This window comes from Streptomyces sp. WMMC1477, from assembly GCF_027460245.1.
Classification (GTDB): Bacteria; Actinomycetota; Actinomycetes; order Streptomycetales; family Streptomycetaceae; genus Streptomyces.
In genome coordinates this window covers 2522843-2543693 of sequence record NZ_JAPZBD010000003.1, presented here as the reverse complement: position 1 = coordinate 2543693, position 20851 = coordinate 2522843, and the positions used below count along the sequence as shown (strand labels likewise).

General features: G+C 70.4%; 15 protein-coding genes, 1 tRNA gene and 1 CRISPR repeat array. Of the genes, 6 read left to right on the top strand and 10 right to left on the bottom strand.

Annotation, left to right across the window (positions count from 1 at the left end):
- Window positions 1-558: 558 nt before the first annotated feature.
- A CRISPR array of direct repeats spans window positions 559-1442; the repeat unit is 29 nt; unit sequence GGGACCACCCCCGCAGGCGCGGGGAGCAC.
- A 246-nt stretch (window positions 1443-1688) separates the two neighbouring features.
- From cas2e to casA, 7 genes are all read right to left on the bottom strand, one after another.
- Window positions 1689-2051, bottom strand: coding sequence for a type I-E CRISPR-associated endoribonuclease Cas2e (gene cas2e / locus O7609_RS11720; RefSeq protein WP_269743550.1), 363 nt, complete (start codon window positions 2049-2051; stop codon window positions 1689-1691).
- On the bottom strand, window positions 2048-2992 hold the full coding sequence (cas1e, locus tag O7609_RS11715; RefSeq protein WP_269743549.1) for a type I-E CRISPR-associated endonuclease Cas1e: 945 nt from the start codon (window positions 2990-2992) through the stop codon (window positions 2048-2050). Before cas1e ends, cas2e begins: the two co-directional genes overlap by 4 nt.
- Complete coding sequence (gene cas6e, locus O7609_RS11710) at window positions 2989-3705, bottom strand: type I-E CRISPR-associated protein Cas6/Cse3/CasE (protein ID WP_269743548.1); 717 nt, start codon at window positions 3703-3705, stop codon at window positions 2989-2991. The genes cas1e and cas6e overlap by 4 nt, the downstream gene beginning before the upstream one ends.
- On the bottom strand, window positions 3705-4463 hold the full coding sequence (gene cas5e, locus O7609_RS11705) for a type I-E CRISPR-associated protein Cas5/CasD (RefSeq protein ID WP_269743547.1): 759 nt from the start codon (window positions 4461-4463) through the stop codon (window positions 3705-3707). Before cas5e ends, cas6e begins: the two co-directional genes overlap by 1 nt.
- The gene (gene cas7e / locus O7609_RS11700) at window positions 4460-5656 is read right to left on the bottom strand and encodes a type I-E CRISPR-associated protein Cas7/Cse4/CasC (protein WP_269743546.1); all 1197 of its coding nucleotides are present in this window, start codon (window positions 5654-5656) and stop codon (window positions 4460-4462) included. The genes cas5e and cas7e overlap by 4 nt, the downstream gene beginning before the upstream one ends.
- 101 nt (window positions 5657-5757) lie before the next feature.
- Entirely contained in the window at window positions 5758-6633 is an 876-nt protein-coding gene (gene casB, locus O7609_RS11695) for a type I-E CRISPR-associated protein Cse2/CasB (RefSeq protein WP_269743545.1), read from the bottom strand.
- Window positions 6634-6677: 44 nt separating this feature from the next.
- Window positions 6678-11417: a type I-E CRISPR-associated protein Cse1/CasA gene (gene casA / locus O7609_RS11690; protein WP_269744345.1), complete on the bottom strand. Its 4740-nt coding sequence runs from the start codon at window positions 11415-11417 to the stop codon at window positions 6678-6680.
- Window positions 11418-12718: 1301 nt separating this feature from the next.
- Between casA and O7609_RS11685 the strand changes: the two genes are divergently transcribed.
- The gene (locus O7609_RS11685; RefSeq protein ID WP_269743544.1) at window positions 12719-13081 is read left to right on the top strand and encodes a hypothetical protein; all 363 of its coding nucleotides are present in this window, start codon (window positions 12719-12721) and stop codon (window positions 13079-13081) included.
- Window positions 13082-13345: 264 nt separating this feature from the next.
- On the opposite strand, the gene O7609_RS11680 is transcribed toward O7609_RS11685, so the two are convergent.
- Window positions 13346-13419, bottom strand: a tRNA-Gly gene (locus tag O7609_RS11680).
- 250 nt (window positions 13420-13669) lie between these two features.
- Here O7609_RS11680 and O7609_RS11675 point away from each other — a divergent pair.
- From O7609_RS11675 to O7609_RS11655, 5 genes are all read left to right on the top strand, one after another.
- The gene (locus tag O7609_RS11675) at window positions 13670-13837 is read left to right on the top strand and encodes a hypothetical protein (protein ID WP_219089413.1); all 168 of its coding nucleotides are present in this window, start codon (window positions 13670-13672) and stop codon (window positions 13835-13837) included.
- A 97-nt stretch (window positions 13838-13934) separates the two neighbouring features.
- Window positions 13935-14510, top strand: coding sequence for a dCTP deaminase (gene dcd / locus O7609_RS11670; protein ID WP_269743543.1), 576 nt, complete (start codon window positions 13935-13937; stop codon window positions 14508-14510).
- 133 nt (window positions 14511-14643) lie between these two features.
- Complete coding sequence (locus O7609_RS11665; RefSeq protein WP_269734879.1) at window positions 14644-16917, top strand: terpene synthase family protein; 2274 nt, start codon at window positions 14644-14646, stop codon at window positions 16915-16917.
- 49 nt (window positions 16918-16966) lie between these two features.
- Window positions 16967-17551 carry a GNAT family N-acetyltransferase gene (locus tag O7609_RS11660; RefSeq protein WP_269734878.1) on the top strand — a complete coding sequence of 195 codons (585 nt, stop codon included), beginning with the start codon at window positions 16967-16969 and terminating at the stop codon, window positions 17549-17551.
- Between the two features lie 100 nt (window positions 17552-17651).
- Window positions 17652-19181, top strand: coding sequence for a ricin-type beta-trefoil lectin domain protein (locus O7609_RS11655; protein ID WP_269734877.1), 1530 nt, complete (start codon window positions 17652-17654; stop codon window positions 19179-19181).
- An 88-nt stretch (window positions 19182-19269) separates the two neighbouring features.
- On the opposite strand, the gene O7609_RS11650 is transcribed toward O7609_RS11655, so the two are convergent.
- On the bottom strand, window positions 19270-20226 hold the full coding sequence (locus tag O7609_RS11650; protein ID WP_269734876.1) for a Yip1 family protein: 957 nt from the start codon (window positions 20224-20226) through the stop codon (window positions 19270-19272).
- Window positions 20227-20339: 113 nt separating this feature from the next.
- Window positions 20340-20810 (bottom strand): ATP-binding protein, encoded by a 471-nt coding sequence (locus O7609_RS11645; protein ID WP_269734875.1) that lies wholly within the window; start codon window positions 20808-20810, stop codon window positions 20340-20342.
- Between the last annotated feature and the right edge of the window lie 41 nt (window positions 20811-20851).

The following is a 20851-nucleotide window of genomic DNA, read 5'->3' as shown; positions in this document are numbered from 1 at the left end:
TCGAACCCGCGCTATAAGCTTGGGAATCACCCGGCGTCCTGACGGCGCATAGGGTCTGACCTGCTGGGTTTTGTGCCGCAGGCGCCCCTGGGGCTGTGTCGCAAGACGCCTTTGGTGCCCGCATATCACCGCCCTTCATGGCGCGTTGTGGCACGCGCCGAGGTCCAGGCAGAGTTATGACACAGCCGACGGTAAGCAGTGGGGCACCGTTCGTACATCTCAGACGAGGCCACTTCGGCGCAGGTCACCGAAATTGCGGCTGTGACGTGAGGTGGATGTTGCCACTTCCTTCGCCGACCGTTCGTACTTCGACGGCCAGTCGCTGGCCAGGGCCCGCTTGCCGGGGCACGATGCCCAGATGCGGCGCGATGGCCCGCCGGGACCACCCCCGCAGGCGCGGGGAGCACCCGGTACCGTCCCAACAGCCGACAAGCGTCTGGGACCACCCCCGCAAGCGCGGGGAGCACAACCCACCCGGGTCGTAGCCGACCCGGTCCGGGGGACCACCCCCGCAGGGCGGGGAGCACAACGCCGGGGAGGGCTCCGGGAAGTGCGCAGGGGGACCACCCCCGCAGGCGCGGGGAGCACCTGCCGACGTATCTCGGTGACCATGGCGCACCGGGACCACCCCCGCAGGCGCGGGGAGCACGGTCCGCTGGCACGCGCCCTGTCAACCCCCTGGGGACCACCCCCGCAGGCGCGGGGAGCACTCGCGGAGCGAACACGGTCACCAACCGGCCCAGGGACCACCCCCGCAGGCGCGGGGAGCACTTTACGTGCGTGCGGAGGACCGCACGATGTGCAGGACCACCCCCGCAGGCGCGGGGAGCACCGTGCCGGAATCCCCGGGAGTGCATCCGGCGAAGGACCACCCCCGCAGGCGCGGGGAGCACTCGGAGGGAATTCCTGTGACGCAGACGGCAGAAGGACCACCCCCGCAGGCGCGGGGAGCACCTGCTCGTGGTGCTCGGCGTTCCTGTCGGCCAGGGACCACCCCCGCAGGCGCGGGGAGCACAAGCTGCGCTTCCGGGGGCCCGCTGGGGCGCCGGGACCACCCCCGCAGGCGCGGGGAGCACTGATCGGCGATCTCGAAGGCCGCGGCGGCCGGGGGACCACCCCCGCAGGCGCGGGGAGCACTGATCGGCGATCTCGAAGGCCGCGGCGGCCGGGGGACCACCCCCGCAGGCGCGGGGAGCACGACTTCACGAACGGCCTGACCGGCTGGACGGCGGGACCACCCCCGCAGGCGCGGGGAGCACACATCAGCTGTCTCCACCGGCCTCCCGAACTCGGGACCACCCCCGCAGGCGCGGGGAGCACATCCGTAAGCGACGCGGCCTCACGCAGCGAGAGGGACCACCCCCGCAGGCGCGGGGAGCACACGGTGCGAATGTCGGCCGTGGTCGGCGTCGCGGGACCACCCCCGCAGGCGCGGGGAGCACAGGACCTGACCAGCGGATTCAGGTTGGGAGATGCCTCGTTTCGTTCACTAGCAGAGATTTGGACATAAGTGACCGTGTTGAATTATCGGGCGTAAGGCTTGTATTGGTGTTCACCACGCTTCTCCAGAGTGGCCACGGATCGGGTAACAGATGTGGACGCAGAAGGTGAGCCCCACAGCAGGCCAAAGGCTCCGTCGCCTCTCGGTGGTACTCCCTTCACTGCGTAGCCGGTGAGGACTCTCGCTGCTACCGGTTCCCGAAGCGTCGCCGCTTGGCGGCTTTGCTCCAGCCCTGGCGCGGAGTTCGTTTGGTTCCCGTTTCGTCACGCGGACGTTCCGAGTCCGGGCGGTGTATCAGAGTCAGGCCCTCGTGGTCGCTGGGATGCCAGGCGTGTTCGTGGCTCTTGAATGTGAAGCCCTGCTCGTTGTTGGTCTGGTAGGCGAGCAGGGCGCGTCCCTTGCCCGAGTACTGACGGACTTCGGCCCACAGGACGTCCCGTACGCGGGCCGAGGGAGAACCCAGAAAGACGCCAGGGGAGATCTCCAGCAGCCAGCGGGTGAGGAAGCCCCGCAGGCCCGCAGGGCAGTTGGCGAGGACGATGACGGTCACCAGATGGGTTCCTCGTGGTTGCGGCCGCTCGCGACGTGCCGGTCGCCGTCGGTCAGCAGGGTCATGTTGTCCTGGGAGTCCGTCGTGTCGCGGGTCCCGCCGTACCTCAGCAGCGCCTTGATGTCCCGCACGCAGCGATCGAGCAGGCCGGTCTGGTGGATGCGGTCCCGTAGCGCCCGCCGGGTGCGCGTGGCCACGTCCTCAGTGCCTTCTGCCGCGGCGTCGAACGCCGCGGGGATCGCGACATCGGTCTTGTACAGATCGGCCACGTCCAGGACGAAGGACCGCTCGTGCCCGGAGTGCACGAAACCCAGTCCCGGTGAGCAGCCGAGGGCAGTGACCACTGCGTGGGCGATGCCGTACATGCACTGGGCGGCTGCTGTGATTCCCTGGTTTGGCGCGTCCCCGGCGGAGAAGTCGTCGCGGTGGTATTCGCGGCGACGCCAGGGCACGCCCGTGCGGGCCGATTCTTTGCGGTAGCACTCCTTGAGGCGGCGGCCCTCCATACTCAGGAGCTCCTGGCGCGTCCGCCCGGCGGGATCCTCGTCGGGGAAGCGCAGGCGGTACATCGCGCGGGCGACTTCCAGCCGGGTGCGGCGGTTCGCCCATGCGGTGGCTTGTGCTTCGATCAGGCCGGAGGAGCGAGTGAGGGCTCGTCCGCCGGCGTAGAAGCGCACGCCCCGCTCACCCACCCATACGACCCCGGCTCCGCATTCGCCGAGGACGGACATGGCCTGGTGGGTCACCCGGGTACCGGGGCCGAGGAGCAGGGTCCCGATGGTGGCGGACGGGATGTGGGTCACGCCGTCGGCGTCGGTGGCGGTGATCGCGTTGTCGTCGCGGTGCACGGTGCACCGCTCCAGGTAGACGAACGAGAGCCGGCCACCGATCCGGGCGAGGTCGCGGGGCGATGTGGCGTTTCGGCGGCTGACGGTGGTCATCGCACCGGGGCCAGAGTCATCAGACCGCAGCCGTATGCCTTGGCCTTTCCCAGACCGTGGGTGAGGGTATGACGGAAGGCGTCGACATCGGTGATCCGTAGGCGACCGTCGAACGTGACGCTGACGAGGCGGACGTCTCGGCGCGGGCCGCCGTCTCCCTGCCTCCGGAACTGGAGGGGGGCCTTGTTGTGCACGATCACCTCGTGTTCGTCTCCGCTGTCGGTTGGTTGCCGGTCGGCAGGCTTCCGCGTCACTTCGAAGCCAGCCCTCTCCTGCCGTTGCAGCAGCCAGCGGACCTGGTGCGGTGCGGTCAGGTGCGCGGTCCGCTTCGTTCTGGTCTCGCGGGACTGCCCGGGCTTGCGGGTGTGGTGCACCGGGTTCGCCGTGAGGCGGAACGCCCAGACTTCACCCACCGCAAGGTCGTCCAGGAATGCGCCGTAGGCGAAGGTGGTCCATCCCGGTTCTTCGAGCGTGGGCCAGCCGGCTTGTTCGACGAGGTGCGTGAGATCGGGGCGGGCGGGGCTGACCATGATGAGGTCGGCCCGCCCCGACGTGTGGTGATCCACCCGCCACAGTACGCGTGGCGCGTCGCTGCCCCGTGGCGGGAGGTCGGGGAAGGCCATGTTCACGGCGCCGTGCATGAAATGAGGGGACCCGAGAAGCCGACGAGCCCCGTTTCGGGCGGCGTTGATGCGAAAACGCGTCAGGTACATCAGGAGGTCCTAGGGAAGCTCCCCGGCGTGCCACCGGTGGGCGGGTCGACGGGACGGAGGGCAGCGGTCGGATCGTGGGGCGGGGGGACGGAGGTCCGCTCGGTGAGCATGCCCCGCAAGCCGTACTGCCGGTGGCGCGGGTCGAAGCTGACCGGCGTGTCCCGGAGGGAGAGATGCGGGGTTTCGCCTGGCGGACAGTCGATCAGGAGATCGAGCGATTCGGGGCCGACTGGGCCACCGCCTTGCCTCGCGGTTCGTTCGAGCTGGTCGAGGTACCACGGGGAGGGTTCCCACTCGGCGCCTCGCAGAGCGTCCTCCAGAGAGACCCCCTCCTGCGGAGGGCCCATGTCGATGGGCCGGGAGGGCGGGCAGGAACGGCGGCCGAGGTACGGCAGGAAGCGCGGCTCGAGCAGCGCCCGGTGCAGGCTGCGGAGAAGCTCCGTGTCTCCCTCCACTCCGGCGACGAACATCGCGTCGGCGAGGTAGAACCGTTCGGACAGTGGCATCGGTTTGCCCGAGTCGGCGTGGTGAGCGGTGTGGAAGTCCCGCAGCTGCGAACCGGGCTGGTCGATGCGGACGCCGAACCGCAGGGTCGCCAGGTCCGAGAGGTCGGCGTCCCGCCGACGGCCCTCGGCGGCGGCCAGGAGTCCGAGCACTCCGCTCTTGGTGGGCGCATTCTCCGTGCCGCGGCGGGCGAAACGGGCAGCCGAGCCCCAGGACTGCAGGGGCCCCGCCAGACGCAGCAGCAGCACGGTCATGTGCCGGACCCCACTCGCCGTGCTACCGCTTCCCCGACTTCCCGCAGCAGCTCGTTCAGCGTTACCTCGGGGCCGAGTCCGGCGAGGGCTGCGGTCTCCTCGCCCACGCGGAAGACCCAACCGCAGTCCTTCGCCTCCAGCCCGTACTGCTTCTCCAGGTGCGGCACGTGCTCTGCGAGGCGTTGGCAGCTCTTCTGCAGGAAGCCACCTTCTGGGCTCTTCTGTACCGGCCTCTCGAAGGCCCCCACGAAGCTGACCGGCCGGCGGTCGCGCAGCTTCACGATCACCGCGGAGGGCAGCGTGTGGTTGCCGAAGGTGTTGATCTTTCCCGTTGGCAGGGAGGTGATGAAGGCTTCGAGGAAAGCGCTGACCGCCTTCTCCACCGGAGTGCTCGGTGCCTCATTCTCCCGGAGCCCGCTGCCCAGGTTGCGCTGCAACTCGTCGACGTCCAGGGCCGCGTACCGGTAAAGAGTCGCGGAGTTGAAGTCGATGGTGCCGATCATGCCGGCGCCGGTCTCCTGGTCGGTGTTGAGGTCGTCGACGGCGGTGTAGTAGTCGGACTCGATATCCGACTTGTGGACGCTGAGGGCGTGGGCCACCTGCGTCGCCGCCTCGACGTTGAGATCGGCGGCGTCCGCGACCATCCGCCCGAAGAGGGCGATGTCCACCGAGTGCCGGGTGTCGACCGCCTGCCGGGCCCGGGCCTTGTTCTCCTTGTTCTTGAGGTGCTCCTTGAGAGCCTTCACGTCACCGTTGGGGCCGCTGCCCGCGACGGTCAGCTCGGCAAGGGCGTCCAATTGCCTCCTGCTCAGGAACATCAGGTACGAGGACTCCGGTGCGGTGGAGCCGTCGTCGTTCTTCGCCTTGCGCTTGGGCACGTCGATGGCGGAGCCGGTCGCTACCTTCAGCATCTCGGCGGACAGTTCCACCGCGACTGGCGCCAGCGTGTCGTCCAAGGCGATGACCTGCTCGGCCAGCGCTTCGGCCACCTTCTTCGTCCGGACGCCGAGCTCCTCGGGCGGGAGGAGTTCGTTGAACGCCTTCCGCGTGGCCCGTTTCCATGCCTGGCTGGAGACGCGCGCCCGCCTGACGCCACCGAAGTAGGCCGACTTGGGGGTGCCGGTGTCGTCGCGGTTGAGATTGCTGGGCGGAACGGTCTGGAGGATGTGGATGTCGAGGATGGTTCGGGTCACCGTGGTTCCGTTCTGCTGGTCATCTGGTGATTTCGTTGATGTGGGGGTGCCGGTCCGAATCGCCGGGGCGTTGCCGTCTGCGTGATCGTCTGGCGGTCGGGCTAGTCACCCGCGTCGGCGCTCGTGAAGTCCAGCGGCACCTCGTTCAGGGGCGGTGTGCTGCCCTCGTCGCTTCCCCGGCCCCCGTTCTTGCCGTAGGTGAAGTGGAACTCGCGTCCCCACGCGCGCCGGGCGTCGTCGCGGCGGTTCTCGTCCTGCCACAGGTAGAGCTGGTCCGCGAGAAGGCCGTAGTCCAGGGGGATTCGTGAGGCGCGTAGCAGTAGCACCATCTCGCGCAGGCGGACGCCGAGGGTCTCGAGATCCGTCGAGGTGCCGATCCGCACGAAGCGTTTGCGCACGGTCGCGCTGATTTCCTCCACCGGTTCGGAATCCCCGCGCTTGTCTTCTGCCCCCTCCCTAGAGGCGTTGGGCGCCGTTGGAGGGTCCTGCACACCTGTCTTGCCGTGGGCCAGCCGACGTACCGCGCGGCCGAGAGGCCAGCCGGAGACATGCATCGGTTCGTCGCGCAGTGATTGCTGGTGCAGGGCCCAGAGGGTCACGGCGAGGTGGACCGCCTGATCCTGGCTCTCCGCCTCTCGCTCGGCCCGTTCGCGGTAGGTCGACGAGACATGCTGTGGTGCGGGCTGCCCTTCGTGCTGCTTCTCGTCTCTCTGGCGCTGCTCCTCCCGCAGATGGGTCAGAGCTTCCAGGTGGTCGAGCCCCCAACCCGTGGGTGAGGAGTACACGTCCCGCCCGGCTTCGCGCCGTAGCCTGGCCACCGCCGCCACGGCAGCCGGAACGTCGTGTCGGTATCCGGCCTGCAGCCGGGGAATGGTGCGAAGCGTGGCCTGTCGGGGAAAAAGGTGCGGCTGCCGATCGCCGGTCCCGCGGCGAGCGGAGCCGTTCCTGCTCTCGGTGTCACGCGTGCTCGTGGTCATGATGCGCTCTCCGTACGGTTGTCCCGGGCCGCGCCCGGGCCGGCTCAACGGGAAGGCTGCTCTCCGTCGGTGGGCCGTTCACCGGCCGGCCCCAGCACCTTGTTCAGACGTTGGATGAACCAGTTGTGTGCGCGGCCGGTGTCCACCAGGCGGGTGCCCATGCCGGGAACGTCGGTCAGCCGTCCCTCGTCGGCGGCTGGCCCCGCGGACGCCAGAAGCTGGCGGCCGAGCCGAAGCATGTGGCCACGGGCAGCGCTCCGCCACTCCTGACGTGCCGTGGGCAGGTCGGGGTAGACCAGCAGGTTCTTGAGCCAGGCCCGGTACGGCCCGTCCAACGTCCCGAAGCCCAGGACACGGGCTGCGTCGACGGGCGAGCGGGGGTCCGTGCCAGATGCGCGGGCGAGGTTCCCTGCGAGCTGGCCCAGCGCGGCCACGGCCAGTTCCGCCTCATGGACGGCATCCACGGCCGCAGCGCCGTACACCGGGTTTCCTTCGTGCAGGGTGATCACCGGCATGACCACGGAGTCGTCCACGATCTCGTCCACCACGGACTGCTGGGTGCCGTACTCCGCCCCAATCAGCCGAAGCCGGATCAAGGTGCTTGCGGTGATCTCAGTGGAGGTGATCACTCGGGCGAGCCATCCGGCCACTCCGGGGCGCAGCCCGGACGCGGGCTCGTCTCGTTTTCCGGCGTCCGTCGCCTGCTGCCGGGCAGGCAGGAGGGCGGCCAGCCCGCGCCACGCCGCCCGGCTCGGGTCGTGCGGCCGCGGCGTGTACACCGGAACCCGGCCCTGCTTCTTCTCTTGGGTCGGGCTGCGGCGCCAGCCCGACATCGGTTCAACCCTCCAGGGGGCCGGCAGGGCGAGCGGATCACCGTAGCCGAGGACCACGCCGGTCACCATTCCGTTCTCGGCGTGCAATCTGACCCTCCTGGACTGCCAGGTGTAAAGGTCCCGCAGACCGGCCGGGTGGGCACCATCATGGCCGCCCTCGCGCGGCCCGGGACCCAGCGGAGGACGGCGCCACACGGGCAGATCCTCGCCGTCGTTCTCCGACTTCCCGTATGCGTCCTCGAAGGCGACGAGATTGAGCAGAAGGGTCTCCCGAAGGGTGGAGCCTTCCGCGCACACTCCTCCCAGGTTTCCCAGCGAGCCCACTCCCAGCGGGTAGACCTTCCCGGCCTTGGCCCGCTTCTCGTCGCCCACCATCGCGGGCTTGATACCGGAGGTGTCGTAGGCGTGGGTGTGCACCAACCACCGTGCCGCCTCTGCGCAGGAGAGTCGGTCGACTCCTGGCCGCCGCATGGAGAAGAGGGCGTTGCCGACGGGGACGTCAGCGACGATGCGGCTGAGCGGGGCCAGTTCGCCCTTCGCCGTGGACAACCCAGCCACCTGATAGAACGGCTGCTCGAGGTGGAGGAGGTCGAAGCGGCGCCGGTGATGGTCGAGGTAGCCCGGGACGGCGGAGAAGGGATCAGCCGAAAGCCAGAGATCCTCCCAGTCCTCGATCTCCGCAGGGCCGTTCAGGGCGTCGTACGCGACCGCCAGTAGCAGGCGCAACAGGGCCATCTCCTGGGTGGGCACATCACCCACCAGCCGCCGCAGTTCGTCCGCGTGTGCGAAGACGTCGAGCAGGGAGAGTTCCTCCACTGCTCCGTCAAGCCGTTGCACGGGCAGCCACGGGGAGGAGACCAGGTCGAAGGACGGGGGTCCTGCGGCCGCCGCGTGCCCCGTGCTCACCGGACTTCCCTCCGGGGGCTCCCCGCTTGCAAGGATGCTGCTAGCCGGTACCACCGCCGAAGACTCCGTCCCGGACCTGCTCTGCTCACGTGGATCGGCTCCTTCCTGCCCGTGGTCACCCTCGGCCGGCGCAGAGGTGTTCTCGGGAACGCCGGGGGATGCCACCCGCAGCCCGTCGGCTGGGCTGTATGTGAGGTCGAAGCCTGCCAGGCGGGTCTGACACCGTTCGTCGAGAACGAGCAGCAGTTCTCCCGCCAGCCAGGGGCACTCCTTCGCCTGCCAGGCCGGGACCAGGGATCGCTCCAACTCATCGATGGTGCGGTCGACCAGCCACTCCTTGCTGAAGCGTCCGGGCAGCGTGAGGGCGCTGGCGGCGACCGCTTCGGCCGCGCGTCGACTCGGCGGGAAGTCGGTGGGCAGCTCCAAGCCTCCTCGCCCGCCCTCCTCGCCACCGTCCAGCCACGGCACGGTGATGAGCCGCCCGTCAGCTCGACGCTGGACGACCAGCACCTCCAGCGTCTGCTCGCTGTCCCGCACCTGGGCACGACCCGCGGGGCTGTCGTCCGCGTCACCGGCGTGCGCCTCCAACCACCCGTACACCGGCCGCCCCGGCCGACGCACGGGGTCGAGGAGAAACCCTTCAGCCTTCCTCCGCTTCTCGGAGAGCAGCGTGAGGTGCTCCTCCCGTGCCTCGTTCAGTTCCTCCGCCCACGTCTCCGGCCCAACCTCTTCCTGGCCATAGGCCCTCTGCACCAGGGGGCTGATGTCGGTGGGAAGCCGCAACGGGCTTCCGTCCAGGTGGGGGCCGAGGACGGCCAGGGACCGCAGCAGGGTGTGATCGCCCTGGTAGACCGCGCGCGACCCCCTGACGGGGGACGGTGGCGTGGTCTGCCAGTCCACGCCGGTCACCAGGCAGCGCGCCTGGACCAGGCGTGGTGGCCGCCGCCTTGGGTGCCGGTGCAGCCTCCCCATCCGCTGCAACACCAGGTCCACCGGAGCGAGATCGGTGACCAGCAGATCGAAGTCGACATCGAGGGACTGCTCGACAACCTGGCTGGCCACCACCACGTGTCTCCTCGGCCGCTGGCAGTCTTCCGGGCCGAACCGTCGCAGCAACTCATCGTCCTTCGCGGCTCGGTCGGCGGCCAGGAAACGGGAGTGCGCCACCGTCACCGCAGCGTCACCGAACCGCTTCCGCAACACCTCGGCGGCCTCCAGCACGCGGTCGACCGTGTTGCGCACGACCAGGGCACAACCACCCTCGGCCAGCTCCTCCGTCAGCCGGTCGGCCAACGCCGTCACGTCGTCGTCCAGTCGCTCCATAAGCACCTCCGTCCGGCGCTCCGAGTCGGACGGAGGGCGAGCAGTGAGAGTCGGCTGATGCGGGGCGACGGCTGTGATCAGGGGGTAGGTGTCCGCAGCCACCTCCACGTCCGCCCCCGCCGCCCCCGCATAAGCGGCGGCCAGGCTGCGGCGGCGATCGGACGGAAGGGTTGCGGAAAGCAGCACGACCGGGACCCGGTACGCCGCCAACCACTCCAGAACCCGATCCAGATATCGGCCCATGTACGCGTCATAGGCGTGCACTTCGTCGATGACGACAACCTTGCCCGCCACCGCCAGATGCCGCAGTGCCAAGTGCCGGCTCTTCAACCCGGCGAACAGCACCTGATCGATCGTGCCCACCGCGAATGACGCCAAGAGCTGCTTCTTCCGCCCCCGCAGCCACTGGTGGGCGTGCAGCTCGGCCGGCTGAGCGCGCGTCCCCCGTACTTCTCCGACGGGCTCCTCGCCATCCGGGTCAACGGCCGCGATGGATCGGCGCCCCTGCCGCAGCAGTCCCGCCCAGAGACCGTTGAGCGCCGCCTTGGCGTGGGCCAGGACGACGGAACGAGGCCCATCACCCTGCGGCAACTGCTCCACCCAGGCCATCAGCCGGGAGAACATGGCGTCACTCGTCGCCCGGGTGGGAAGCGCCACCACCAGGCCCCCGGCACCCGTCCGTGCGGCGAGGACCTCTGCTGCGGCGAGAGCGGCCTCGGTCTTCCCCTCGCCCATCGGGGCTTCGATCATCAGGAGTCCGGCCGTCGGCATGGAACGAGCCAGGCCGACCGCCTCGTTCTGGACCGGCCGCACCTCCGCGCCCCTCAGCTTGGGGAATCGCTTCGCGAACAGTTCCCTGGTCGACTCCTGCGGTATTCCCGGCGCCCAGGGCTTCGGCAGGTCGAGTCCATCCCAAGCCGCGCGCAGCCGACGCCGTTCGCCGATCGGCCCGACGGGCTGCCAGCTCTCGGGATCGTAGGGAAAGAGCTCCGGTGCGCTGGCTATCCAGTCGGACGTGATCACCAAGGCGGTGAGGATGACCTGTACGGGTTGAGGCAGCCGTACGTTCCCCCACTCCGGCAGACGCTCCGCAACCCCCGCCAGATCGGCGCAGCCGTCCATCAACTCGTACTGGACTTGGCGCCACACTTCTTCACTGGGCCCCGGGTGCCGCATCAGGTGCGGGCGCAACTGGAGGTCGTGGATCTGCTGGTGCTCGGGAGGCGCCCCGTGATGGCCCCCTGCGACGACGGCGAACTGCCCGGACGCTCGCTTGGCCAGCCCGAACCTGTTCTCCATCCATTCCTGAAGCAGGAGTTGGCCAACTAGCCCGTGGGGAGCCAGGCGCCGGTCCAGCCCGTAATCCTTACTCAGGGGCATGTCGAGTCCGTTGGCTCGCATGCGATCAGCCAAGTGTTCGACCTGGCAGGCGAAGGCCGGAGACGCCTTTCCGCTGTCGTGGGCTGCCGCCAGAAAGCGCACAAGCTTGGCGGCGTCCTCCTCCCCGCCGGGCAGCGTCTCGGACACCAGCTCCTTGATCGCGTGCGGTACCCAGTACTCCCACAGCTTCTCGGCGACCCCTTCGCTGTCCGCCATGTGCCGCCAGAGCGGAAGCCAACCGTGCGTCTTCTGGTCGTGTTTCGCCCACGCTGCCCGTGCCGCGAGCGACAGTTGTGCGAACGGCACCTGTTCGCCGTCGCTGGAGTCTGGGATCACGGACATATCGAACACGCCTGATTCCCTCTGGGTAGGTGCTTCGGGGAAACGTCCCCATGGCGTTGGGCGGGAGTGGTAATAAGCTGTGCGGCGAGCGCATTCGCCACGCTGCGGTGCTTTCCGGCACCAGACGAAGCCGGCGCCGGAAAGCCCACCTCAACTCAGGCCAAGCGCCTCAGCGGCGTCAGCACCACGAGCACCACCACGACGGCAACCCATGCCATGGGTCCGTGCGAGGAGGGGTCGGTCGGCCAGGCGGCAACCAGCGCCATGAGCAGGCAGTACCCCAAGGGCTGGGGTCGACGTGCAGGGGGGCGCGCGGGTGCGTCTTCGGTACTCACGGGTAGAATCTCCTTCGTCTTGCTAATGGAATGGTGGGACATGCCGGGCCCGTCCCTCGCGCGGCAAAGCGAGGTGCACGGGCCCGGCTTTTGTGTGCCCGGACGCGTGCGCTGACGGTACGTCAGAGAGTAGCAGTCCCTCATCTCCTTCCGGTGCTTTTCGTTGGTATCCGGTGCTGTAGATGAGTAGTCTTCCTAGTTGTGCATAGCCTCGCACTGGCTCCTGTCTTGCTCCGATTTGTGGCGGCCAGTGTCGGTCCGACGCGGTCCGACCCCCGCAGGCGCGGGGAGCACGTGGACGATTGGTCCTCCTAGGGACCACCCCCGGCGTAGCGGGGAAAGCCCTACTCGGGTGCAGCTTGCACGATTCGGAGAGGGCGCACGTGTGGCAGATTCTATCGGGGTACAGCGCTCCAGGGTTGCGGGGCGACACGGAAGTTCTCACGTCGAACGGACGTACGCAGATCACGGTGACGTGGGTCAGTGCATGCATCGCTGTCCTCCCCGCCTCCATGCATGGGCACAGCGAGGTTCCGCAGAGCTGAGTCTGCTTCGTCTTGTGTGGGCGAGAGCGGCGTCCTCGCCATTGCGCTGGGCGGGCACGGTTGCCCGTCAACCCAGAAGATCGGTAACGCGGTTAGCCTCGGACCGGCGACACCCTTCACCACGCCGACGTGCAGCAGGCGGCGCCGATCCAGGCTCTGGTTGTGGCCAGATGTGTCATCGCCCCAACGCGAAGGAGGCCAAGGACGGACGACAGGCACGTCGTCATCAGCCCTGAGGGGCTGGCATCGCGCCGAATCAGACGACCAGGCCGCGGCTCGGTTCAGGGCGTCGCACGTGTCGTCCTGTGTGCTTACTGGTGCGCACTGGGCCTATGTCTATGGCATCCGCCGAGGACGAGGCGGGCAGAGGTTTCGTCGAGGACCGTGCCTTCGAGCAGTTGCTTGCCCGGGGTGGTGGCCGGTGCCGACCGTCGCGTACGACGGCGGCGTGCTGCTCCTGTCGCCGGAGCTGGCCGGTTTCACCGGCCCACGCTTCGGCGACTTCACCACGGGCAACGTCCTTCACTGCAGCCTGGCCACACTCGTCGCCGAGGCCGAGCAGCGCACCGCCTGGCTGCCGGAGTTCTGGCAGGGCGTGGACGGCTGCCGGGACACGTGCCCGCACTTCGCCTTCTGCGGCGGCGGTCACGCAGCCATCCGCTACTTCGAGCACGGGGCCGGATGGACGGCACCCGTACGTCGTACTGCACCACCGCCAAGATCGCCCCATTTGGGAGGAGTCATCCAGCATGCCCGCGACCACGCCTCCGGTCACGGCGACTGACCTCGTCCTCGCCTCGGTCGACCGCCTCCGCGCACTCATCGGCACCACCGCGCCGTCGCTCCCACCGAGATGATCCCGCACGACGGCTCCACCGCGGACCAGGGCGAGCCGTCCACGGCTGCCTTCTGGCTGGGGCACTGGCCACGCGGTGTGCTGCCCTCCGTGGCATCGTCACCGCCCCGCCCGGGCGAGCGCGGGGCTCGGCGGTTCGCGACAGGTCTGGATAGCAAACAACCCCCGGGTCGGTGACCTGGGGGTTTGTCGTGGAGCGGGCGACGGGAATCGAACCCGCGCTATAAGCTTGGGAAGCTCATGTTCTACCATTAAACTACGCCCGCGCGAAGCGGAAGCCGTCCATTTGATGTCCATCCGGCGGCTTGCTCGACGCGGGACACTGTACCTCATCACGGACCTCCGGCGCACAGGCCGCGGGTCCGTTCGCCGTTGTGGGCGGGGGTGCGGGCGGGGTGGGGGAGGGGGAGTTGGGGCGTACGGTGGGATCGGTGCGGCGGTCGTCGCGCGGCCCGATTCGTCCCCTATGGTGGCCTTCGTCCTCGCGTCGCCTACGTACTTGGGGAGAGGGAAGCGATGGAGTCCACCGTCGTGCGCTGTGCCGAAGGCCATGTGTTCAGTACCGACACGTTTCCGATGCAGCAGCTCGGCAGCGCGCGGATCGGGCCCGGGCGGCTGCTGCGGTGTCCGCGGTGCGCGCGGCTGCGGCAGGCGGTCCCGGTGAAGGCACGGTACCGGCGCTGAGCCGGCGCTGAGCCGGCCGAGCCGGTCGTGAGCCGGACGCGCGGGCGGGGCCGGGGGTGATTGGGCCTGGTCCCGCCCGTGCGCGTAGGCTCGGGGGGTGCTTCTCTCAGACAAGGACATCCGGGCCGAGATCGACACCGGCCGGGTGCGGATCGAGCCGTATGACGCGGAGCTCGTGCAGCCGTCGAGCATCGACGTCCGGCTGGATCGGTACTTCCGGGTGTTCGAGAATCACCGCTATCCGCACATCGACCCGGCCGTGGAGCAGTCCGATCTGACGCGGCTGGTGGAGCCGGAGGGGGATGAGCCGTTCATCCTGCACCCGGGGGAGTTCGTGCTGGCGTCCACGTTCGAGGTGGTGACGCTGCCGGACGACATCGCGTCCCGGCTGGAGGGGAAGAGCTCGCTGGGACGGCTGGGCCTGCTGACGCATTCGACGGCGGGGTTCATCGACCCGGGGTTCTCCGGGCACGTGACGCTGGAGCTGAGCAACGTGGCGACGTTGCCGATCAAGCTCTGGCCGGGGATGAAGATCGGCCAGCTGTGCATGTTCCAGCTGTCATCGCCCGCCGAGCACCCGTACGGCTCGGAGCGGTACGGCTCGCGGTACCAGAACCAGCGGGGGCCGACGCCCTCGCGGTCGTATCTGAACTTCCACCGTACGCAGGTGTGATGGGGTTCCAACGGCGGTAATCGGTAAGGGAGTTCACCCGTACCGGTGGTTTCGGCCCCGGCGCGGATGCCGGGGGGTGCGCGGGGTAGGGCTGGGCCGTCCGGCTTGCGCTGAAACCGTCGGGAGAGGTTCCGTGACCCAGCCCTTCGTCCTGCCCGATTTCTACACGCCGTATCCCGCGCGGCTGAATCCCCACCTGGAGGAGGCCCGGGCGCACTCGGCGCGGTGGGCCCGGGAGATGGGGATGCTGGAGGGGTCGGGCATCTGGGAGCAGAGCGACCTCGACGCCCACGACTACGGCCTGCTGTGCGCCTACACCCACCCGGACTGCGACGGGCCGGCGCTGTCGCTCGTCACCGACTGGTACGTGTGGGTCTTCTTCTTCGACGACCACTTCCTGGAGTGCTTCAAGCGGACCCAGGACCGGGCCGGCGGCAAGGCGTACCTGGACCGGCTGCCGGCGTTCATGCCGATGGACCCCGCCGCCGGCACGCCGGAGCCGACGAACCCGGTCGAGGCGGGGCTGAAGGACCTGTGGGCGCGCACGGTGCCGGCCATGTCGGCGGGGTGGCGGGCCCGGTTCGCGGAGAACACGGAGCACCTGCTCAACGAGTCCCTGTGGGAGCTGTCCAACATCAACATCGGCCGGGTGCCGAACCCGGTCGAGTACATCGAGATGCGCCGCAAGGTGGGCGGTGCGCCGTGGTCGGCGGGGCTGGTGGAGTACGCCGCCGGGGCGGAGGTGCCGGATGCCGTCGCGGACTCGCGGCCGCTGCGGGTGCTGCGGGACGCGTTCTCCGACGCCGTCCACCTGCGCAACGACCTGTTCTCCTACGAGCGCGAGACGCGGGACGAGGGGGAGTTGAGCAACGGTGTGCTGGTGCTCGAGCACTTCCTGCAGTGCTCGACGCAGGACGCAGCCGAGGCCGTCAACGATCTGCTGACCTCGCGGCTCCAGCAGTTCGAGAACACCGCGCTCACCGAACTGCCCGCGCTGTGCGTGGAGTACGGGCTCCCTCCCGAGCAGTGCGCCGCGGCGGCGGCGTACGTCAAGGGGCTGCAGGACTGGCAGTCGGGCGGCCACGAGTGGCACATGCGCTCCAGCCGGTACATGAACGGTGCGGGGGACGGCTCCGGCAGCGGGCAGCTCTTCCTCGGGTCGACGCGGCTCGGTGCGACGGGGCTCGGTGCGACGGGGCTCCGGCCGACGGGGCTGGGCACCTCGGCCGCCGACGTCCGGCTGACGACGCCGCGCGCCGAGGCGAGCCGCAGGCGGACGTTCACGCACACGCCCTTCCAGCGGGTCGGCCCGTCCCGGCTGCCCGACTTCGACATGCCGTTCACCCCCGGGCTGAGCCCGCACGTGGACGAGGCGCGGGCACACGTCCTGGAGTGGGCCGAGCGGATGGGCCTGCTCCAGCCGCAGCCCGGGGTGCCGGGCTCGGACGTCTGGGACGCCCACCGGCTGGCCGGGTTCGACTTCCCGCTCTGTGCCGCGGGGCTTGACCCCGACGCCACGCCAGAGGAGCTGAACCTCGCCTCCTGCTGGCTGACCTGGGGAACGTACGGCGACGACTACTACCCGGTGGTCTTCGGCGCCCCGCGCGACCTGGCGGGGGCGAAGGTCACGACGGAGCGGCTGAAGCTGTTCATGCCGGTGGACGACGCGGCCGTCCCCGGGGAGGCGCCGCTGACCGCGTTGGAGCGCGGGCTCGCCGACCTGTGGGCCCGCACGGCGGGGCCGATGGCGCAGGCGGAGCGGCGGGTGTTCCGCCAGGCCGTCGACACGATGATCGACAGCTGGCTGTGGGAGCTGGCCAACCAGGCCCAGAACCGCATCCCGGACCCCGTCGACTACCTGGAGATGCGCAGGTCGACGTTCGGCTCGGACATGACGATGAGCCTGTGCCGGCTGCGCAGCGGGCACAGCGTTCCGGACGAGGTGTACCGCAGCGGGACCGTGCGGGCGCTGGAGAACTCGGCGGCCGACTACGCCTGTCTGCTGAACGACTGCTTCTCGTACCAGAAGGAGATCGAGGCCGAGGGCGAGGTGCACAACGGGATCCTCGTCGTGCAGAACTTCTTCGACTGCGACTACGCGGCGGGCCTGCGCGTCGTGGACGATCTGATGCGCGGCAGGATGAGCCAGTTCCAGCACATCGTCGCGCAGGAACTGCCGGTCGTCTGCGATGACTTCGAGCTGGACGACGAGCAGCGCGCCGGTCTGGACGCGTACGTGCGGGACCTGGAGAACTGGCTGTCCGGCATCCTCGTCTGGCACCGCGACTGCCGGCGCTACCGGGAGGAGGACCTGCACCGGCCGTTCGCCGTGCCCGAGCCGAGGGGCATCGGCACCTCCGCGGTGCGGCTCGCCGCCGCCGTGCGCGAGGCGTACTCCGGCGTGTAGCGCGGTAAACCGGGTGCCGAGGGGGCCGGTGGGGCGGCAGGCTACGGGGATGCGTGAAGACGTCATCCTGCGGCGCCTGGACGAGACGCTGCTTTCGGCCCTGCTCGAAGCCGCGGTAGCGGACGCCGATCCGGTCGAGGTCATGCCGCCGGTGCCGGGGCCGCCGGGCTGGACCGCGGAGCGCCGGGCGGCTTTCCTGCGCTTCCACCGGAGCCGGAGCCGGGGGCTCGCGGCGGCCCCGGTGGAGACGACGTACGCCGTCCTGGTGGGCTGGAGGGTCGTGGGAGCGGCGCGCCTGTGCCCGGAGTCCCCGAAGCCCCCCGAGCCCCCGGGGCCGGTGCCGGAGCCGGGGGCTTCGGGGGCTCCGGGTGCGGTGGAGGCCGGGGTGTGGCTCGGGCGTTCGGCGCGGGGCGCCGGGGTGGGGCGCGCGGTCCTCGCCGGCCTCACGGCGGAGGCGCGTGCGGCGGGCTTCGCGGAGCTCGTCGCGCACACGACGCCGGACAACGCGGGCGCCCGGCGGCTGCTGGAAGGCTGCGGCGCACGGGCGAGCGTGACGGCCCAGGGGGTGACGGCCCGCGTCGAGCTGCGGGAGCCCGGGGCGCAGACGGCGTCGGCCGAGCCGGGCACCGACTGATGGACAAGTGTCCAACTTCTTGTGCCCGGGGGCTTCCCGGACGGGTTACCTGACAGTAAAACCTCCGGTAACCCTGTCGTCTGCATGAGCGGAGACCCCCATGGCACGTGGCAGATCGATCAGAGCGCTGGGAGCCGTGGCGGCGGCCCTGGCCCTGCTGGGCCTCGGAACCCCGGCGGTCCCGGCGCTCGCGGTGGACGGTCCTGCCGCCGAGGAACAGGCGCAGTCCGTACCCCTGCGGCCCGAGTTGGAGCAGATCCGGGCGGCGGAGGCCGTCGAGCTGTACGGCTCTCCGGAGATCCGGCCCGTCGCCGAGCGCAAGACCTCGCTGATCTCCCTGGGCGACAGCGAGATCAGCGGCGAGGGCGTCGGCACCTACGAGCCCGGCACCGACGGGCCGGACAACTGGTGCCACCGCTCCCCGGACGCGGCCATCCACCGCACCGGGATCGCCGCGGACGTCACGTACAACGCGGCCTGCTCCGGGGCCTCCAGCGTCAACATCCGCATCGGCGGCTCCCCGCAGTACGCCGACGAACTGGTGCAGAGCGACAGCCTCGCCATCACGGCGCGGAACACCCGGCTGAAGCAGATCGTGCTCGTCGCGGGAGCCAACGACGACCTCCAGTTCGGGCCCGTGATCACGGACTGCGTCACCCGGTGGTTCCTCCTGCAGGGGCCCTGCGCCCCCGGCTACGGGCCCGGCTGGCAGGACCGGGTCGACGGGCTCGTGCCCAAGGTGACGGCCACGATCGACGACCTGCGCACCGTCATGCGCGACGCCGGATACGCCCGGGACGACTACGCGTTGGTCGTCATGAGCTACCCGAGCCCCATCGGCCCCGACATCAAGGACAACCCGAACTACCCCGGCAAGCTCGCCGGCGGCTGCACCGGCTACACCTCCGACTCGCAGTGGGGCCGCGACGAGGCCGTCCCGCTCTTCCAGCAGGGCATCCGCGCGGCGGCCCGGCAGACGGGCGCGACGTACCTGGACACCTCGCGGCTGTTCCACGGCCACGAGGTGTGCATGGAGAACCCGTTCGCCCGCGGCCTGTACGTCGAGCTGTCCAACCCGTTCCCGCCGGACTCGAACTCGGTCCGCCAGTCGTTCCACCCGAACGCGCCCGGGCACGGGGCCTTCGCGTCCTGTCTGACGCAGCTGGCCGCCTCCGGTCTGGCCGAGGCGTCCTGCGCCGACCCGGACGGCCGGGGGCAGCCCCAGCTGTACCCGGGCGCGTGGGACGACGCCTTCGCGCCGCTGAGGAACGCCGCCACCGGAACCTGCCTGGACGCCGACGGCGCGAGCAGCCGCGACGGGACGACGGTGCGCGGCTGGAGCTGCCACGGTGAGCGCAACCAGGGCTGGTGGCACGACCCGGAAGGGCAGCGCCTCCACACCGAGCTGACGCACGACCGCTGCCTGGACGTGCCGGCCGGACGGTACGAGGCCGGGGCCGGGCTCATCCTCTGGAACTGTCACACGGGCGACAACCAGCGCTTCGTGCGCGGTGCCGGGGCGAGCATCCGTCCTGCCGCCGCCCCGGAGCTGTGTGTGACGCTCGGCGGTGCCACGGAGCAGGTCCGGCTGCAGCGGTGCGACGGTTCGGCGGCGCAGCGTTTCGCCTGACGAACCCTCGGCCCACCGGGCCCACCGGGCCCACCCAGCCCACCGGGTGCGTCGGCCGGGACTCGACGTCCCGGCCGGCGCGTGGCCGTCAGAGCGTGCCGAGCTTCATCAGGAACAGCAGGGCGAGGAGCTGGATCGCGGAGGCGCCCAGCGCCTTGGGCCAGGGCAGGTCGTGGGAGCGGCTGACCAGCGAGGTGAACAGCGCCGCCGCCGCGCCCCAGGTCAGCCAGGCCAGCACCTGGACGAAGGCCGCGTCACCGCCGAGGAAGAGGGCGAACAGCAGCCGGGGCGCGTCGGTCAGCGACATGACGAGCATGGCCAGGCCGATCGTGGGCGCCCACGCGCCGTCCCCGCCGAACTGCCGGGCCAGCGTGTGCGTCACCGCACCGAGCACCAGCCCGGAGAGGACGACGGCGACACCGGTCATGAGGACGAACGGCACCGCGTTCGACAGCGTCGCGCTGAGGACCTCCTCGCGCGCCTCGTCCAGGCCGAAGACGGCCAGCAGGCCGTAGACGAAGGTGACGAGGAGGGCCGGGAGCCACACCTGGTGGTCGCGCATCTGCTGGAAGGTCGCGTTCGGGCGCAGCACGATGCCGGAGAGCAGCTGCTTCCACGGGAGCCTGGGCCCGGCAGGCGCGGCGCTGCCGCCGGCGGCGTAGGTGGCGCCGTCGCCGTAGGCCTCGCCGAATTCGTCGCCGATGCTGAACTGCCGGGTGTGGCCGGGCTGGTCGGCGGCGTACGGGTCGGCGGCGGGCGGCGCGAAGTACTCCGGTTCGCCGGCCACGTGGTCCCCGGCGACCGGTCCTCCGGCGACGGGGCCACCTGCCCCGGGACCTCCGGAGCCGTATCCGGTGCCCCGCCCGGCGCCCGGGTTCGGGGCGGCCGCGGGGCGACCCCAGTTCACGGCCTGGCCCTCCGGCGCGGTGGGCCAGCCCTGCGGCGCGTGCGGAGGCGCCTGCGGGGGCCGTCCGTGCGGGGGCATGGCCTGCCCCTGCCGCGCGTTGTGCGAGCCCCGGTCACGTCCGATCCTGAATCCAGCCACGTCGTCGAACGTACCGCGTCCGGATGCCGTGCGCGGCCCCGGGCCGGGGCGGGGGGCCTTGTGTGGCCGGGTTGGTACATCCCGTAGGGGCGTCCCCGAGGGGCTGTGGGCGGTCAGCGCACGGCGGGGGACGTGCCGGGGGTGGGCAGGGTCACGGCCAGGGTGACGACGGTGCCCGGGTCGGCGGCGTCCGGGTCGGCCGCGGCGATGGTGAGCCGGTCCGTCGTGAGCCGGGCCAGCCACAGCCCCCGGCCGTCGGCTCGCCCGTCGAGGCCGGGCAGGAGTTCGGGGATGACGTCGGCGGTGAAGCCGGGGCCCGCGTCGGTGATCTGGGCCTCCAGCTCCTGTCCGACGCGGCGCAGCAGCAGGGTGCCGTGGCCCCCGGCGTGCTCGACGGCGTTCGTCAGGACCTCGTCCACGGCCAGGACGAAGTCGCCCCGGCGTGGCTCGGTGAGTCCGGCCGAGGCCGCGCACACCTCCACCCCGACGCGCAACTGCGGGAGTGTGCGCGCGGTGAAGCGCTGCTTGAGGAGTTGCTGTTCGGACCGGCCTGGATGGGAGGGGGCCGCCTGGTCAACGGGCATAGGGGAGAGGCTAGGGGCGGGTGGCCGGTCGCCGACAGACC